The following is a 16,753-nucleotide window of genomic DNA, read 5'->3' as shown; positions in this document are numbered from 1 at the left end:
TACAGTCATACAATTGGAGGGACGGGAAGAGCGCTGATGGCTACGGAGACAATCGCACAGATTCTTACCGTGCTGATCGCCGTCTTGGGTATCATCTGGCATCAACAGCGCAGCACCGAGAAGCTGCGCGACGACTTCAACCGGGCCATCAACGGATTGCGCGACGACCATAACGGCCTGCGTCAGGAAGTGGTCAGCAACGGGCAGAGGCTGGCCCGTATTGAGGGTTTCCTGAGGATCGGCATGCCCGCCCCAGCCGAAGCAGCATCAACCGAGGCTCCTGCATCTGAGCCCGTTAGCGTACCTCCAGCGCCAGGCATCGAACCCGCTGCCAACGACTAGGGCATCGACGCCTGGTCGATACGAGCCAAGGTTCCTCATATGCGGCTACTCCACGATCACCACGGACACACACTGAGAGCGCTAGCCGATGACAACGGCATGGCCAACCCATCAGTGCTCGACGCCATAGAACGTTCCCGCAAGCGCAACGCCTAAACAGCAAAAAACCGCTAGATCGGCCTAGCACCATACCTCGATCCCGGTGGCGTGTAGGGCCACCGGCTCGATCCCGGCTCGATCAGCCCGGCGTGGTGGGCATCCAGGCTCGATCCCGGTGGCCGCGGTGGCCCTGGAGTCGATCAGCCCGGCGTGGTGGGCATCCAGGCTCGATCCCGGTGGCCCTGGAGTCGATCAGCTCCCGAGGCGACTCCGGGGCCCCGGCCAGCGTGTAGAAGCCGAGCTCGTTCATCTGGGTCATGGAAAGCCTCCCTTGTTGCCGCTGTGCGGGCTAGGCGAAACCGCTTGTTGAAGTCTGGGCCAGAAACTGTCACCGGGGCTTCCTAGGATGTGGGCCTATGGAGATTGTTCTCGTCGTTGTTGTTGTGGTTCTAGCGGTTGGCCTGTCCGTTGCCCTGCAGCAGTGGCGGCTTGCTAAGGGTGTGGCCGGGGCCGACGACCAAAGGACGCGGGCGGCTCAACTAGAAGTCCAACTGGCTGAACGGAATCTGCAGCTCAGTGAGGCAGCAAGCGAGCGCGACACGGCCAGAACTCAGTTGGAAGAAGTGCGCGACGAGCGAGATGCCGCTCGCGTGGAGCTTGCTGCCGTCAAGGCCGATCATGAAGCCCGAACCGAGGAATTGGCCAAGGCCCGTGAGGAGTTGGAGACACAGTTCAAGGGCATTGCTTCCAATGTGGTGGAAGCCAATAGCAAGGTGTTCTTGGAGCGGGCCAAGGCGCAATTCGAAGATCAGAAGAAGTTGAGTGAGGCCGATCTCAAGCAGCGCCAGCAGGCCATCGACGAGTTGGTCAAACCAGTCAAGGAAAACCTGGCCAAATTCGAAAAACGGGTTAACGAGATCGAAGAGAAGCGGGAAGGCGCCTACGAGGGATTGACAACCCAGATCGGACAGCTCCGGGAGGCGACCGGCGGATTGAGAGAGGCGCTGCGTTCGCCGCAAGTGAGGGGATTGTGGGGGGAGCAGACCTTGCGCAACATTCTCGAAGTGTCGGGAATGCGGGAACACATCGATTTCGTCGAGCAGCACACCGTTGCCACCGACGATGGCAGCGTTCGGCCCGATGCCGTGGTCCGTGTGCCCGGCGGCGTGCAGGTGGTAATAGATGCCAAGACCCCTTTGGACTCATATCTCGAGGCCCACAGCGAGAAAGACGAACAGCGTCAGGGTGAGCTGCTTCAGAGCCATGCCCGATCTCTGATGGGGCGAGCGAAGGAACTGGGGGATAAGGACTACGCAGCGGCGATCGACGGGTCCCCCGACTTCACAGTGATGTTTGTGCCGGCTGACCCGATTCTGGATGCCGCGGTAGACGTGCAGCCCACCCTTTGGGAAGATGCCTGGCAAAAGCACCGGGTGCTTATCGCCACGCCCGGGCTCTTGTTGGCGTTTCTACGCACGGTGGCTCTGGCCTGGCAGCAACAGGATCTCCAAGAGAACGCGCAAGAGATTGCCGATGGTGCGACCGCTTTGTACGACAGCCTGAGGGTCTACGCAGGCCACGTTGACAATGTGGGCAAGGGATTGCAACGGGCGGTGAAGGCCTACAACGACAGCATTGGCTCATTGGAGGGTCGAGTGCTTCCCCGGGCGCGCAGATTTGAGGAATTGGGCCCAGTGAGCGGAGTCAAGAGCATCGAGGGGGTCTCACCGGTGGAGGCGTATCCCCGAGCCGTGGCCGCGGCTGAGTTGGTGGAAGCCGAGGCAGTGTCGGAGTTGGCCGAGCCCAGCGATCCTGAGGACGACTAACGGTCAGTCAGCAGGCGAGGGGGGATCAGCCAGTCGAGTTGACCGGTGTTGTCGGGGTTGAGGCTGACTCGGGCAAGCGCTGCTGTAGGCATCCGCACGTCGGCGCCGGTCAATCGCCCGATTGCGGTTGACGTGGTCGGCTCGTGCCCGACCAGCATGGTGACGGGAGCCTGCCGCTGGCAGGCAAGGGCGATCATGTGGTTGACCGATCCGTAGTACAGCTCGTCGGCGGTCTCCGTCGGACTGGTCCAGCCCCCTGCTTCCATGGCCAATTCGAGGGTTTGGCGGGTTCGAGTGGCGGGCGAGCACAGCACTAGGTCGGGCACATGGCCGGACTGGGCCAAGAAGCTGCCCACGGCCGCGGCGGCTTGGCGTCCCCGCTTATTCAGCGGCCGCTCGATGTCGTTGGTAGCTCCTGCATGCCAGTCGGATTTGGCGTGCCTGAGGAAGATGACCGCAGACATGTCGCAATACGCTAGGCCGGTGGAGCAAACGGTGTACGACGCAGTAGGCGGTCAGGCATTCTTCGACCAATTGGTGGACCGCTTCTATGACGGCGTGGCCGACGATCCGGTGCTTCGGCCGCTCTACCCTGAAGACTTGGGCCCCTCACGGGATCATCTGGCCGGCTTCTTGGCCCAATACTGGGGAGGGCCGCCCCTCTACAGCGCCGAGCGGGGCCATCCCCGGTTGCGAATGCGCCACGCTCCATTCGAGATCGGCGTCGCCGAGCGAGATGCCTGGATGGGCCACATGCGGGCTGCGCTGGCTGGGGCCGGGCTAGGCGAAGACATCCACACCGCCATGGTGGACTATTTCGAGTCGGCTGCCACCCACCTCATCAACAAGCAGCCGCCCGCGCCGCCGACTGGTTCGCGGCGAGTGCCGATCAGCTGACTGCCGCCGCCACTTTGTCGGCAATGACCGGCGACGGCCGGCTCACCGCCTCCAGGTTGATGTTGTAAAGCTCGGCCACGTTGGTGAGGGTGAGCTTGCGGCGGTCGGCCTCGCTCACTCCCGCCTCGTCGAACTCGTTGGCGGTGAACTCGCGGGACCGGGGCCAAGTGGCCGCCCCATGGGGGTAGTCGCTGGACCACATGAAGTGGTCGCTGCCGGTGAACCGCAGGTTGTTCAACCCGATGGGGTCTTCGATGTAGGTCAGGTACACATTGCGGCGGAAGTACTCCGAAGGCTTCATGGTCAGCCGGTCGTCGATCCGGCTCCATGCTCCGCTGTAGGTCAGATCGAGCCGCTGCTCCAGGCGGGCGGCGTAGTCGATGCCCCCTTCTGCGGCCACGATCCGCAGGTTGGGATGGCGCTCGAACACCCCGGCCGCGATCAACTCGGCTGTGGTATGGGCCAGCTCGTCGCGGGCCGTGATCCCGAAGTAGTAGGTGCCCTCCACGGTCACCCCGTAATTGTTTATGGCCTTGGTTTGGTGTCCGCCAAAGATGTGGATGGAGATCGGTATCGATCGATCGGCGGCAGTGGCCCACAGTGACTCGTAGCGGTCGGAGAAGAAGCTGAACTCCCGGGTGGCGGGCGGCGAGCTCCAGACAATGGCACCGCGCAGTCCCATGTCGCCGCAGCGATTCATCTCGGCCACCCCCACCTCGATGTCCCAGGTGGGGATCATGGCGATGCCGATGATCCGGTCGGGGTCTACCGCGCAGAACTCGGCCAGCCAGTCGTTGTAAACCTGGATGCAAGCCAGCTGGAGCTCCACATCGTCGTATTGCAGAAGAGACAGGCCGGCAGTGGGGTAGACCACGTCGGCCAAGGTGTCGTCAACCCACATGTCGGCCAGACGGGTCGCCGGATCATGCCCGCCAGTCGCCCCCACCCAGGCGTCGGGGTCGGCGGCCAGCAGGGCATCCACCTCACCCTGCGTCATCCCGGCGTTTCGCGACAGGGTGAGATTCACTCCCCGGCCCATCTCGGGGGCCTCGAAGTACCAGTAGTGGTTGCCGGGATCTTGCACCGCCCGAGGGGCCCGATCCCGAAGCCGCTGGGGCAGTCGCTCCAGCCACAGATCACCCGGCTCAACGACGTGGGAGTCCGATGAAATCAACACGTCGGCAACAGTACTGGCTTGATGTTGGCAGTTGTCTCAGGAGGGAGGCAGGTGGGCGGTTGCTCCCCGCCCCAGCATCCTGAGGAACACACCTGAGCGGGGCTTGGGGGCGAAGAAGCTCGACTTGGGGGGCATGAGCCCGTTCTCGTCGGCCACCGCCATCAGCTCGCGCACCGTCATGGGGTGCAGGGCGAACCCCACCCGGTTCTCCGCATCACAGCGACGGGCCATCTCGTCGAAACCGAGTGAGGCAGGAAGGTATTCCACGGTCCCGAGCACACCGAGCTCGTCGGCTCCGAGCACGGGGTCGAGGACGGATCGCCGCAGGCGCTCCACGTCCAAGCCGTTCACCGCTCCATTGCCTACCGCCGGGGGCAATGCCACTTGGTGCCATGAACCCCCCAGGTAAAGCCCGGCCACCCCCTTCTTCTGGGGCCGGGCCTGCATGGAAGAGAACACCGGCGTCACCTCCGCCACATCATCCAGGGCGGTCAGGCATTCTTCAGGACTGCGGTCGTGCTGATCGACAGCCAGTCGGTGGAAGGCTTGCACTTGAAGCTGTTCATCAGGGAACACCACGGCCAATGTTCGAGCGAATGCCGAGTTGTCAGGTTCGGCGGCCCTGGCTCGCACCGCGGCGGCCGAGCGGTGGTGGCCATCAGTCACGTACAGCACCTGGTTGTCAAAGGCTGCAATCAGCGACTCCGTGTAGTCGTCGGGAACCGTCCACACCTGGTGGCGCACCGCGGTGGATCCGAACTCCAAATCGGCGGGCGCGGCGGCGGTGATGTCGAATAACTGGTTGTAGAGATCGGCGCTAGACCGAACGGCCATGGCCACCGGACTGGAGGTAGCCCCCACGCCCTGAAGGTGGGCGGTGAGCAGGTCAGCCCGCTCGTCGTGAACGTTCTCGTGAATGCGAATTCGCCCATCCTCAAAGCCCTGCACCGGCACTGTACACACCACCCCCGTCTGTGAGCCCTGTTTGTGGGTCAAGCGGTACAGGTACAGGGCCGATCGCCCGGTCGGGACGAAAGCCTTGGCGTTGAGCAACCGGGTGAGGGCGGCGGCGCCTTGGGTGACCAGATCCTCATGCGAGAGGTCGGAGTTGTCGAAGAGATCCTCTCGGCTCCTGGTGACATTCATGTAGCTGTAGGGGTTTGATGCCACCAGGGCCTGGCGCTGTAGTGGCGAAAGATTGTCGTAGGCCCGGCTGATCACCCGGTCGGCCCAGTCGGGATGCACCACCCAGCCAGCGAAGGGGGCGACCAGCGGCTCGCTCCCAGCTTGGTCGGCGTCGGTGGGGTGTGCGCCGATCACGAGATGGCCGCCGAGTGGGTGTCGAGCACCGAGGCACAGATCACATGCTCGATGGAACCGAGGACTTCGAGCAGATCGTCATCGACATCTCCAGCCACTTCGATGATGGCCACGGCCGCTTCCGAGCCGGAGAAAATCCGATTCTGCATGTTGGCCACATTCACGTGCCGACGGCTCAGTTCTTGCAGCACACAGGCCAACACTCCCACCCGGTCGTGGTGGCGGACGCTCAGTGTGGCGGTGCGTTTGGGGGCCCTCTCCAGGTTGACGCAGTCCAGAACGACGCCGTTGCGGTAGGCCTCGATCACATCGGCTGTACCCTCGGCCACCGCTACCTGGGCCTGATCGGTGGAGGCTCCAATGTGGTGAGTAGCCGTCACCTTCGGGTGACGGGCCAGCTCAGAGCTGATCTGTCCGACACTGCCCGAAGGTTCGCTGGCGAACACATCGAGACCGGCCCGCAGCCCGGTGGTGCCCAGCGCGGCCAGCAGCGCGGCCTCATCGACCACCTCGCCCCGGCTGGTGTTGATGAGCACCGCGTCGGGCTTCATAGCAGCCAGGAACTCAGCGTCCACCATGCCCACGGTGTCTTCGCCGCCCGGCACATGCAGCGAAACGATGTCGCTTGCCGCCAACAGCGCAGCCCGATCGGGCACTTCCTCTACCCCGATGTCGGCCATGCGACGACATGCCTCGCGAGTGCGATCAGTCCGAGCCTCGGTGATGACCCGAAGTCCGCATGCGCTGGCCCGTTGGGCAACTTCGATACCGATTGCCCCCATGCCGATGATCCCCAGGGTGGCGCCGAACAGCCCTCGGGCCTGGCTGTAGGCCTGTTTGTTCCAGTCACCGGTCCGGAGATCGGCGGTGGCGGGGGCGATGTGGCGGTCTATAGCGAACATCAAGCCGATGGCCAGCTCAGCCACCGCAATGGCGTTTCGGCCCGGCACGTTGCACACGAATATTCCCAGCTCGGCGGCTCGGTCGGCATCGATGGTGTTGGTCCCGGCTCCGGCTCTCACTACCAGGCCAAGTCGATCGGCGGCCTCAAGGGCGGCAGCGGTGACCTTGGTGCTGCGCACCACCAGCACGTCGAATCCGGCAACATGTTCGGACAGGCTCTCAGCAGTTAGCGAGGGATCGACCACGCACTCGTCCCCGCCAGCCCTCAGCCGCTCGAGAGCACTCTCAGCCAGGCTGTCAGCAAAGAGGATTCGCATGGCTTGGACTCCGTTATTGCTCGGCAGGCGATGGGATGGGGCACAGGTCGGGTCCCGTTCCTGTGCCGTATAGCGGAACTGTTCCGCTCTACGATACCGCGTTTTTCGATGAGCTGCCGATTGAAATCACCGGGAGAAGCTTGAGGCTTATGACACCCATGTAGCTACAATGGGGGTATTCCCCCAGTCGCTTCGGTGGCTGGGTGCAGGGCTCGCTTAGGCGAGCCCTTGCGATTTAAAGCGTGCCAGCGACAGTGCTTGGGCCGGTATTTTCGGCGGCGTGGCAGACAGGCGCAGTGGGGGAGCGGTACCTCGGCGGGGTCGGCTCGGGCGTACGGCCAAGATGGCCGGTTTGGGCGCCCGTAGCGGCGGGCGGTGGGCGATGGTACGAGCGCGTCAAGTGTTCGCCGACGCCGAGCGGACTGAGACCCTCGATGCCGAGCGAGAGTTGCGCACTGCGGCCGATGTGGTGGAAGTGCTGGGAAACATGAAGGGCGCGCTGATGAAGATCGGCCAGATGGCCAGCTATCTCGACGTTGGCCTGCCCGAGTCCACCCGGTCGTCTCTGGCTCAGCTCCAGGCCAACGCCCCGCCTATGAGCCCGGCCCTGGCCGAGTCGGCGCTAGCCGCCGAGTTGGGCGCTCCGCCTGATGAGCTTTTCGAGCAATGGGATCCGGTACCCGTCGCGGCGGCCTCCATCGGCCAAGTCCACCGGGCCATCACGCCCGACGGCCGGGCCTGTGCGGTCAAAATCCAGTATCCCGGCGTGGCCGAGGCCATCGCCGCCGATCTGGGCTCGGCGAAGATGGTATTCCGAGCTCTCTCGGTGCTGTTTCCCGGCCTCGACCCCGCCCCCATCGTGGAGGAGCTGCGCCAGCGGCTTACCGAGGAATTGGACTACGAGCACGAGGCGTCTAACCAGCGCCTGTTCGCCGATCACTACCGAGGCCATCCCTACATTGCCATCCCCGAGGTGTGCGACGACCTGAGCTCGGCCCGAGTGCTGACCACCGAACTGGCAACCGGAGCGACTTTCGAGGAGGTGCTGGGCTGGCCTCAAGATCAGCGCAACCGGGTAGCCGAAACCGTCTACCGATTCTCGATCGGGTCGATCTATCGCCTATGGGCGTTCAACGGCGATCCCCACCCGGGGAACTATCTCTTCCACCCCGACGGATCGGTCACGTTCTTGGACTTTGGCCTGGTCAAGCGGTTCAGCGAACAGGAGACCACCCAGTTCGAGCGAATGCTCACCGCCATGGTGATCGACCGAGACATCCCCCGATTCCGAGCCGAACTGGTGACCGCCGGACTGCTGCCGGCCGATGCCCCGTTCAGCGATGACGAGGTAGAGGCGTTCTTCACCCATTTCTACGAGTTCGTGCTCACCGACGAGACCCGGACCTTCACCCAGGAGTATGCCGCCGCGGGAGTCAGGGCCATCTTCGATGCCTCTGGCGAGCACGCCGAGCTGAAGAAGGTGCTCAACGTGCCGCCCTCGCTGGTAGTGCTCCAGCGCATCAACCTCGGGCTCATCTCGCTGTTCGCCCAACTCGGTGCCACCGCCAATTGGCGGAGCATCGCCGAGGAGCTGTGGCCGTTCACCGACCGGCCCCCATCAACCCCGATGGGCGAAGATGCGCAAGCTTGGCGTCGTTCGCTCCACCAATAGCCGGTAGGTACCTCGACGGGACTCTGGCTTACGCTTCTCATCCATGAGCATTTTGGGCAATGAGGTGAGGCGGGTGGAAGACCCCCGGATGCTGACCGACGGGGGAACCTATGTGGCCGACATCCCACTTGATGGGGCGGCCCATGTCGTGTTCGTGCGATCGCCAATCGCCCACGCCCGGCTGTTGTCGGTGGAGACAAGCGATGCCCGGTCCATGCCCGGCGTGATCGATGTAGTTACGAGCGACGACTTGGACTTGCCGCCCCGCCCTCCGATGGCAGGCGATGCCGCCATGTCCCGCCCGCTGCTGGCCACCGGCAAGGTGCGCTTCGTCGGCGAAGCGGTGGCCGCGGTTGTCGCTGAGACCGTCGAGCAGGCCACTGACGCGGCCGAGGCAGTATGGGCCGACTACGACCCGCTGCCCGCGGTGGTCGATGCTGAGACGGCGGCCGACGGCCCCAAGTTGTTCGACGATGCTGAGTCCAATGTTGCCATCGCCCTCCCCCCCACATCCGAAGTGGACTTCAGCGAGTGCGAGGTGGTGATCTCTCATCGCGTTGTCAACTCCAAGATCTACGCCAGTCCCATTGAGGGCCGAGTGGCCGCCGCGGCATGGGGCGACGACGGCCGACTGACCTGCTGGTCGAGTACCCAGGGGCCTCACACTGCCCAAGGGGCCATTGCCGGCGCGCTGGGTTTGGACCTGTCGCAGGTGCGGGTGATCATTCCCGATGTAGGCGGCGGCTTCGGCACAAAGGCCAGCCCCGGTGCCGAGGAGTGCCTGCTGGGATGGCTGGCCCGTCGAGTGGGCCGCCCGATGCGCTGGGCCGAGACTCGCACCGAGAGCCTCCAGTCGCTAGGCCACAGCCGGGCCCAGTTCCAGACCGTCACCCTGGGCGGCACCGCCGATGGTCGCTTCACCCACTACCGCCTGGACATGCTGGCCGACGCAGGGGCCTATCCCGGTGTGGGGGCCCTTCTGCCCACCTTCACCGGGCTCATGGCCTGCGGCAACTACGACATCGCCCATGTGGCCTGGTCGGCCACCGCCGTAGCCACCAACACCTCCCCGGTAAACGCGTTCCGAGGGGCTGGTCGGCCGGAGGCCACCGCAGCCATTGAGCGGGCGGTGGACCTCTTCGCGGCCGAGATCGACATGGATCCGGCTGAATTGCGCCGCCGCAATTACCTTGCCCCTGACGCCTTTCCCCTCACCACGCCCACTGGGGCGGCATATGACTCCGGGGACTACCGGGCCTCGCTGGAGGCGGCGCTGGAAGCGGCCGACTACCGCGGGCTGCGGGCCGAGCAAGCCGTTCGCCGGGAGCATGGCGATCATCGGCTTCTGGGCATCGGGGTGGCCACCTATGTGGAGGTCACCTCACCCATGGGGCCTGTCTGTACGGAAACGGGAAGCCTGGAACTGCGCCCAAATGGCACGGTGCTGGCCCGCACCGGCGCCACCCCGTTCGGCCAAGGCCACGTGACCACGCTGACGATGGTGGTGGCCGACACCCTGGGCATCGATATGGACCAAATCGAAATGATCCACGGCGACACCGACGAGATCCCCTCCAGCGACATCACCGGAGGCTCCCGCACCGCCCAGATCGCCGGTTCAGCCTTGCTCAACGCCTCTGAGAAGCTGATAGATGCGGCCCGCCCATTGGCAGCTGATCTGTTGGAGGCTGCGCCTGCGGATGTGGTGCTCGATTCAGAGACCGGCCAGTTTCATGTGGTCGGCACCCCGGCCCGATCTGCTGGTTGGGCCGATGTGGCCGCGGCAGTCTCAGAAGCCCTGTTCGTGGAAAACGACTTCGAGCAGCACGGGGCCACCTTCCCGTTCGGAACACACGTGGCCGTGGTGGAGGTAGACGCGGACACCGGAGAGGTGACGTTGGAGCGGCTGGTGGCAGTGGACGACGCCGGAACCCTCTTGAACCCGCTGCTGGCCCACGGCCAGATCCACGGCGGGCTGGCTGCCGGCGCGGCCCAAGCCCTTATGGAAGAGGTCCACTACGACTCCGACGGCAACCTGCTGACCTCGAACTTCGCCGACTACGGCGTGATTTCCACCACCGAGCTGCCCAGCTTCGAAGTCCACGAGTCGGTCACCCCCACGCCGCTGAATCCGTTGGGGGCCAAGGGAATCGGCGAGTCGGGCACGGTGGGCTCTACTCCGGCAGTGCAAAACGCGGTGATCGATGCCTTGTCGCACATTGGCATCCGCCACCTCGACATGCCCGCCTCTCCTGAAAAGGTCTGGTCTGCCATAGCTTCCTCAACCGGCTAGCGCTTCACCTACGCTGGCGGGCCATGAAGTTCGGCATCGGTTTCGCAAACATTCTTCACTGGACCACCGCAGAGGGGGCGGTGGAGTTCGGACAGGCGGCGGAGGCGGCCGGGTTCGACTCGATCTGGACGGTGGAGCACGTGGTGTATCCGGACAGCTACGCCTCGGAGTATCCCTACGATCCGTCGGGCAAGATGGCGATGACGCCCGACTCCCCTATGCCCGACCCGCTGATCTGGCTGACTTGGGTGGCGTCAGCCACCACGAGCCTGCGACTAGGCACAGGCATCTTGATCCTGCCCCAGCGCAACCCGGTGGTGTTGGCCAAGTCGCTGGGAACGCTCGACTCCATGTCGGGGGGTCGGGTGAGCCTCGGAGTTGGCGTGGGCTGGCTTAAGGAGGAGTTCGCGGCGCTGGGCATTCCCTGGGAGCGGCGGGGCCAGCGCACCGACGACTACATCGGGGCCATGCGGGCACTATGGGATGGCGACAGCGCATCGTTCGACAGCGATCACGCCTCGTTCTCGGGGGTCAGCGTGAACCCCAAGCCGGCCAGCGGCCGGGTGCCCATCGTGATCGGAGGCCACTCGAAGGCCGCCGCCCGTCGGGCTGGACGGCTGGGCGACGGTTTCTGGCCCGGGCCGAGGGAGGGGGTGTCCATCGCCGAGTTGATCGACGTCATGCGTCAGGAGGCGGCGGCGGCTGGCCGAGATCCCGAGAGCATCGAGATCACCGTGGGCTTGCCCAATACCCCGATGGACGACCCCGCTGGGTTGGTACAGGAGGTGGCTGAGTTAGGGGCCCACCGGCTGATCGTGCCGTCTTTCTTGTTCTTCGCCGACACCGCCGAGACGATGGCTGCATTCGGAGCGCAGCTTCAGGCCGTGGCTCAATGAGCAACATCGAGGAGTGCCTTAGGGGTGCCCGGTGAGCAGCATCCAACAATGGCAAGCTGTCGCGGTCGAGCGATCCGGACTAGACGACTTTGGAGGCGACGACTACCTCGAGGGTTTGACCGTGCTGGAGGAGTCGCTAGAAGCCGAAGCGGGCATGACCGACATCGGCCGTTTTGCCATCGGCGAGATCATCACTGGGGCCCTCATGGGGCGCCTCAAGGCGGCAGCCGGCTTGAAGGCCCGGCCCGAGGCTGCCGACGTCGCAATCGAGCAACCGCTGGTCATCATCGGCCTGCCCCGCACTGGCACCACTGCCTTGCACCAGCTGATGGCGGCCAGCCCTCATTTCCAGGGGTTGGAGCTCTGGCTGGCCGAGATGCCCCAGCCCCGCCCGCCCCGTGACCAGTGGGAGAACATCGACGACTACATCACCTGCAAAGCGAAGATGGATGCAATAGCCGAGATGAACCCGGATCAGTCCGCCATCCATCTCCAATTGGCCGACACGGTGGACGAGTGCTGGAACATTTTCCGCCAGTCATTTGCCAGCGTGACGTTTGAGTGCCTGTTCCGGATACCCACCTATTCCACCTGGTGGGCCAACTGCGACATGGGTGCGGCTTATGCCCAGCATCGCCGCAGCATCGGTCTGATCGGTGTTGACGAGCCCGACACTCGCTGGATCTTGAAAGACCCCAGCCACCTCTTTGCCCCTGAGGCGCTGTTTGCCACCTATCCCGATGCCAACGTGGTGATGACCCACCGTGATCCGCTGAAGGCGGTGGCGTCGGTGTGCAGCCTCACCGCGGTCAGCCGCCAGGGTTTTGAAGAGCATCCCGACAACATCGCCCACGGTGCCGAGCAGACCGAGCTGTGGGCTCGGGGCATCGAGCGGATGCTGGCCTCCCGAGCCGGGCGCGAAGACCGGTTCTACGACCTGCACTTCGCTGACTTCCAGCGTGACCCGCTGGGCAGCGTGGCTGCCATCTGCGACCGATTCGGCTATCAGTTCGACACCGCCGCCGAGGCGGCCGTGGCCCAGTGGGCCGTCGATCACCCCAAGGGCGAACACGGTGTCCATGACTACAGCCCCGAGCAGTACGGGCTGCGGGCCGAGGTGATCCACGAGCGCTATGCCAGCTACATCGAGGCATGCGGGGTGGCAGCGGAATGAGCAACAGGACAAGCAACGGCAAGGCAGTGGAATGAGCGAAGTTGATCTGGCCAAGTGCTGGGAGGAGTTCTGCGACCTTCTGCGAGACGCAGGCCGCCAAGTGTTGGACGCATCACCCGACGACGACTTCGACCGGGCCGAAGGATTGCGCTACGTCACCCGGCTGGCCAGCAACTTCCTGCGGGCCAACCTGGAGGAGTCCGATCCGGCTCGAGCCACCCTCAATCAGTCGGGCGTGAAGATCGGCCTTGACAATCCCGACTACGCCTACGGGGGAGCTCGGCTGTCGCCCCGCTTCGAATACCGGCTGCGCGGCCGCATCAACGATGCCCACTCCATCCGCATGGGGGCGTTCAGCGGCGGCCTGGGCACTCCCGAGGGGCTGATTCGCGACAGCTACTTGGTCACCGAGGACCTGGCATTGGATGCCGATGGCTGCTTCGAGGTGGCCATCAGCACCGAGCCCCAATCCGGCCCGCGGCTAGCCATGAAGGAGGGCACCAACGCCCTGACCATCCGTCAGACCCTGCTGGACCGGCCCAACCAGACTCCGGCCGAGCTTGTCTTGGAGCGCACCGATGCCGGTGGCCCACCCCAGCCAGTGGATCCCGGGCGGTTGTCCGATGCGCTGGGCCGGGCTGGCTTCACCGTGGCCGCCGTCGTGGGTCAGTTTCTGGGCTGGACAGCCAGCTTCGCCGCCCACCCCCATGAGATTTGGCCCATTGATCCCGAGTTGCTGGCCTTTGCCCAAGGCGACCCCGACACGTCGTACAACTACGGCTACTACGACCTGGGCCCCGACGTGGCTTGGATCATCGAATTCAAGCCCCCTGAGTGCGAGTACTGGAACATTCAACTGGGCAACCACTGGCTGGAGTCATTGGACTTCGAGTACTACCGGACCAGCCTGAACCACCACACCGCGACGGTCGAGGACGACGGCACGGTGCGGGTGGTGGTGGCCCGGCGCGATCCCGGCCATCCCAATTGGCTGGACACTGCGGGGCATAGCCGGGGCGGGTTGGCCCTCCGCTGGGTGGGGGCAGAAATCGAGCCCGAGGTCCGCTGCCGGGTAGAAGCTCTCTAGATCTCGTGGCTAGGACGCCCGGGGCCGCCGGCGGGTTCGCCGCTCATGTCGGCGTTGAGCTGGGCTTTGGCCATCAGATCGGCTACTACTGGCTTGAGCTCGGTGGGGTTTTGGGACGCGAGAGGCACGTTGGGGCCAAGGGCCCAGCCCTCGGCAATGCCCAGCCGGCCGTTGCCCACTACCCACACCCGGCCGGTAACGTTGGCCGCTTCAGGGCTGCACAGCCAGGTGACGATGGGGGCGATCCAAGTGGGGGACATCGTTTCCTGGACCTCTTCGGATATATCGGCACCGCCCATCAGCGAAGCGGTCAGCCTGGTTAGGGCACTGGGGGCGATGCAGTTCACCGTGATGCCGTAGCGGACCAGTTCCATAGCGGAGATCACCGTGAAGGCGGCGATGCCGGCCTTGGCTGCGCCGTAGTTGGTCTGGCCCACATTGCCGAAGATGCCCGATGGCGACGCAGTGTTGATGATCCGGGCTTGAAAGCTGCGCCCTGCCTTGGTCTGCTCCCGCCACCAGGCGGCCGCGTGATGCACGGGGGCGAAGGTGCCCTTGAGGTGAACTTGAACGACGGCGTCCCAGTCGGATTCGCTCATGGAGAACACCATGCGATCCCGCAGGATGCCAGCGTTGTTGATGAGGATGTCCAAAGTGCCGAACGTGTCGATGGCCTGGTGGATCATGTCCCGGGCCGCGTCGAAGTCGCTCACGTCGGCACCGTTCACCACCGCCTCGCCGCCCATGGCCCGGATCTCCTCGACCACCTCGCCCGCGGGTCCGGTGTTGCCGCCCCCGCCGTCGGGGTCGGCACCCAGGTCGTTCACCACGATCTTGGCACCGTGCTCGGCCAGCATCAGAGCGTATTCCCGCCCGATGCCCCGACCCGCGCCGGTGATGACCGCAACCCGTCCTTCACAAAGCTTGCTCATGATGTGGAACCCCTCGTGCTATCGAGCCCTTCGTCCATTCGAAGGGGCTTCGCCGACGAACTATAGAAGGGTGTCAGCCAGTATTCGCCATTGGGCCGTGGGTAGCTCACCGCGGGGAGCGAGCACCTGCACGGCCACGTGGTCGGCACCGGCGTCGTGGTGAGCCTGGATTCGTGATCGGATGGCGTCCAAGTCGCCCCAGGCCACGATGGCGTCCACCAGGCGGTCGGACTGACTGGTCACGTCCTCCTCGGTGAAGCCCAGCCGATAAAGGTTGTTAACGTAGTTGGGCAGATCCATGTAGAAGGCCATGTTCTCCCGGGCCAGCGCTCGAGCTACCTCCGGATCGGTCTCCAAGCACACCTTCTGCTCTGGGGCCAGCAGGGCGTCGGGTCCCATGATTCCCCGAGCAATGGCGGTGTGCTCGGGAGGCACGAAGTAGGGGTGGGCGCCAGCAGCGCGCTCCGCGGCCAGTGCCAGCATCTTGGGGCCCAGTGCGGCCAGCACCACTGGCGGGTCCTCGTCAGGGCCGGCGGCCAAGTACATGGCCCCCTCCATGGCGTCGAGGTACTCCACCATGTAGGAGTACGGCTTGGAGTAGTCCAGGTTGCGAATGCCCTCGATCATCGGGCCGTGGCTTACGCCGATGCCCAGCAGGAACCGGTTGTCGAACGCTTCGGCCACTGTCTTCTGGGCCGCCGCGGTGGTCATGGGATGCCGGGCGTGGACCTGCACGATGCCGGTGGCGACCTTCATAGTGCTGGTGGCCTCAAGCATGACCGATGCCGACACGAACGGGTCCCGGCCGACAGCCTCGGGGATCCACAGCGTGGGCCAGCCCATCTCCTCTAGTTCGGCGACGACTTCTCGCACCTGACTTGAGGGCCGCTGGTCCAAGACTCCTTGCCACAGTCCAATTCTTCCGATGTCCATGGGCGGGCAGGTTAGTGATTGGAACTGGCACACCCATAAGCCCTGGCGTATGTGCGGGCTACGCTTCGGGCCGTGCCCAGCTATGAGAACTTGCTGTACGAGGAGTCCGACGGGGTGGCAGTGGTAACGCTGAACCGGCCCGAGCGGCTCAACGCCATGGACAACACCTCTTGTGATGAGCTCCGGGCGGTGTGGGCTCATCTCCGCTACAACGACGACGTGCGGTGTGTGATCCTCACCGCTACTGGCGAGCGGGCGTTCAGCACCGGGGTGGACATCACCGGATCGTGGAAGCAGCCTGCCTCGCCATTCATGGTCGACGACCCGATCTCCACCGTCGGGCCCAAGTCCAACGACTACTGGAGGCCGGTCATCGCCGCCGTGAACGGCATGGCCGCCGGAGGCGCGTTCTACTTGCTGGGCGAGGTGGAGTTCATCATCGCCTCCGAGAACGCCACCTTCTTCGACCCCCACGTGAGCCACGGCATGCCCGCGGTAAACGAGCCCATGTTCATGCTCCAGCGGATGCCGCTGGGCGAGGTCATGCGGATGTCGCTGTTGGGTCGCCATGAGCGCATGTCGGCCCAACGGGCCTTCCAGATCGGGCTGGTGCAGGAGGTGGTACCCCAGGAAGAGTTGATGGACGCGGCTCGCTGGGCCGCGGAGGCCATCGCATCGGCCCCCGAGCGCTTGGCCATTGAGGCCACCATGCGGGGGCTGTGGACCGCCCAGTACACCACGCTGGCCAACGCCATGAACAGCGGGGTGGCCTACTTGAGCCTGGCTGGAGCCGAGGAGGAGATCACCGAGAAGGCCCGGGGCATCAAGGAGCAAACCCGAATCGAGCCCCGCATTCGATGAGTCCGGCCGCAGGCAAGAGGGAAC

The 16,753-nt window shown here is 64.7% G+C and carries 16 protein-coding genes; 9 read left to right on the top strand and 7 right to left on the bottom strand.

Annotated elements, in window-relative coordinates; translation table 11 throughout:
- Positions 1–36: 36 nt before the first annotated feature.
- A complete protein-coding gene (locus tag OXG30_02265; GenBank protein MCY4133726.1) occupies positions 37–342 on the top strand; it encodes a hypothetical protein in 306 nt (101 codons plus the stop codon).
- A gap of 238 nt (positions 343–580) precedes the next feature.
- Here OXG30_02265 and OXG30_02260 read toward each other — a convergent pair whose 3' ends face one another.
- Positions 581–760 carry a hypothetical protein gene (locus tag OXG30_02260; GenBank protein MCY4133725.1) on the bottom strand — a complete coding sequence of 60 codons (180 nt, stop codon included), beginning with the start codon at positions 758–760 and terminating at the stop codon, positions 581–583.
- A 97-nt stretch (positions 761–857) separates the two neighbouring features.
- Here OXG30_02260 and rmuC point away from each other — a divergent pair, with 97 nt between their 5' ends.
- Positions 858–2,267: a DNA recombination protein RmuC gene (rmuC, locus tag OXG30_02255; GenBank protein ID MCY4133724.1), complete on the top strand. Its 1,410-nt coding sequence runs from the start codon at positions 858–860 to the stop codon at positions 2,265–2,267.
- Here rmuC and OXG30_02250 read toward each other — a convergent pair.
- Positions 2,264–2,731 (bottom strand): histidine phosphatase family protein, encoded by a 468-nt coding sequence (locus tag OXG30_02250; GenBank protein MCY4133723.1) that lies wholly within the window; start codon positions 2,729–2,731, stop codon positions 2,264–2,266. The genes rmuC and OXG30_02250 overlap by 4 nt on opposite strands.
- A 19-nt stretch (positions 2,732–2,750) precedes the next feature.
- Between OXG30_02250 and OXG30_02245 the strand changes: the two genes are divergently transcribed.
- Positions 2,751–3,164, top strand: a complete 414-nt coding sequence (locus OXG30_02245) for a globin (GenBank protein MCY4133722.1) — start codon at positions 2,751–2,753, stop codon at positions 3,162–3,164.
- Here the strand turns inward: OXG30_02245 and OXG30_02240 are convergent.
- The 3 genes from OXG30_02240 to OXG30_02230 are packed head-to-tail and all read right to left on the bottom strand — an operon-like array spanning position 3,157 to position 6,881.
- Entirely contained in the window at positions 3,157–4,341 is a 1,185-nt protein-coding gene (locus OXG30_02240; GenBank protein ID MCY4133721.1) for an amidohydrolase family protein, read from the bottom strand. The genes OXG30_02245 and OXG30_02240 overlap by 8 nt on opposite strands.
- Positions 4,342–4,377: 36 nt before the next feature.
- Positions 4,378–5,661: a DUF1015 family protein gene (locus OXG30_02235; protein MCY4133720.1), complete on the bottom strand. Its 1,284-nt coding sequence runs from the start codon at positions 5,659–5,661 to the stop codon at positions 4,378–4,380.
- Positions 5,658–6,881: an NAD(P)-binding domain-containing protein gene (locus OXG30_02230; GenBank protein ID MCY4133719.1), complete on the bottom strand. Its 1,224-nt coding sequence runs from the start codon at positions 6,879–6,881 to the stop codon at positions 5,658–5,660. Before OXG30_02230 ends, OXG30_02235 begins: the two co-directional genes overlap by 4 nt.
- A 280-nt stretch (positions 6,882–7,161) precedes the next feature.
- Between OXG30_02230 and OXG30_02225 the strand changes: the two genes are divergently transcribed.
- Genes OXG30_02225 through OXG30_02205 form a run of 5 tightly spaced genes read left to right on the top strand, consistent with a single transcriptional unit; the run spans position 7,162 to position 14,003 of the window.
- Entirely contained in the window at positions 7,162–8,553 is a 1,392-nt protein-coding gene (locus OXG30_02225; protein MCY4133718.1) for an AarF/ABC1/UbiB kinase family protein, read from the top strand.
- Between the two features lie 43 nt (positions 8,554–8,596).
- Complete coding sequence (locus OXG30_02220) at positions 8,597–10,846, top strand: xanthine dehydrogenase family protein molybdopterin-binding subunit (protein ID MCY4133717.1); 2,250 nt, start codon at positions 8,597–8,599, stop codon at positions 10,844–10,846.
- A gap of 23 nt (positions 10,847–10,869) precedes the next feature.
- Positions 10,870–11,742, top strand: a complete 873-nt coding sequence (locus tag OXG30_02215) for an LLM class F420-dependent oxidoreductase (protein MCY4133716.1) — start codon at positions 10,870–10,872, stop codon at positions 11,740–11,742.
- 31 nt (positions 11,743–11,773) lie between these two features.
- Entirely contained in the window at positions 11,774–12,916 is a 1,143-nt protein-coding gene (locus OXG30_02210) for a sulfotransferase (protein MCY4133715.1), read from the top strand.
- Between the two features lie 31 nt (positions 12,917–12,947).
- On the top strand, positions 12,948–14,003 hold the full coding sequence (locus OXG30_02205) for a DUF1214 domain-containing protein (protein ID MCY4133714.1): 1,056 nt from the start codon (positions 12,948–12,950) through the stop codon (positions 14,001–14,003).
- On the opposite strand, the gene OXG30_02200 is transcribed toward OXG30_02205, so the two are convergent.
- Both OXG30_02200 and OXG30_02195 read right to left on the bottom strand, forming a co-directional pair.
- Positions 14,000–14,935: an SDR family oxidoreductase gene (locus OXG30_02200; protein ID MCY4133713.1), complete on the bottom strand. Its 936-nt coding sequence runs from the start codon at positions 14,933–14,935 to the stop codon at positions 14,000–14,002. The two genes, OXG30_02205 and OXG30_02200, sit on opposite strands and share 4 nt — an antisense overlap.
- A gap of 60 nt (positions 14,936–14,995) precedes the next feature.
- Positions 14,996–15,868, bottom strand: a complete 873-nt coding sequence (locus OXG30_02195; GenBank protein MCY4133712.1) for an LLM class F420-dependent oxidoreductase — start codon at positions 15,866–15,868, stop codon at positions 14,996–14,998.
- Between the two features lie 72 nt (positions 15,869–15,940).
- On the opposite strand from OXG30_02195, the gene OXG30_02190 reads away from it, so the two are divergent.
- The gene (locus OXG30_02190; protein MCY4133711.1) at positions 15,941–16,729 is read left to right on the top strand and encodes an enoyl-CoA hydratase/isomerase family protein; all 789 of its coding nucleotides are present in this window, start codon (positions 15,941–15,943) and stop codon (positions 16,727–16,729) included.
- Positions 16,730–16,753 lie beyond the last annotated feature (24 nt).

The sequence above is a fragment of the bacterium genome (genome assembly GCA_026708015.1).
GTDB lineage: Bacteria > Actinomycetota > Acidimicrobiia > Acidimicrobiales > Bin134 > Poriferisocius.
This window is presented reverse-complemented; position numbering and strand designations above follow the sequence as displayed.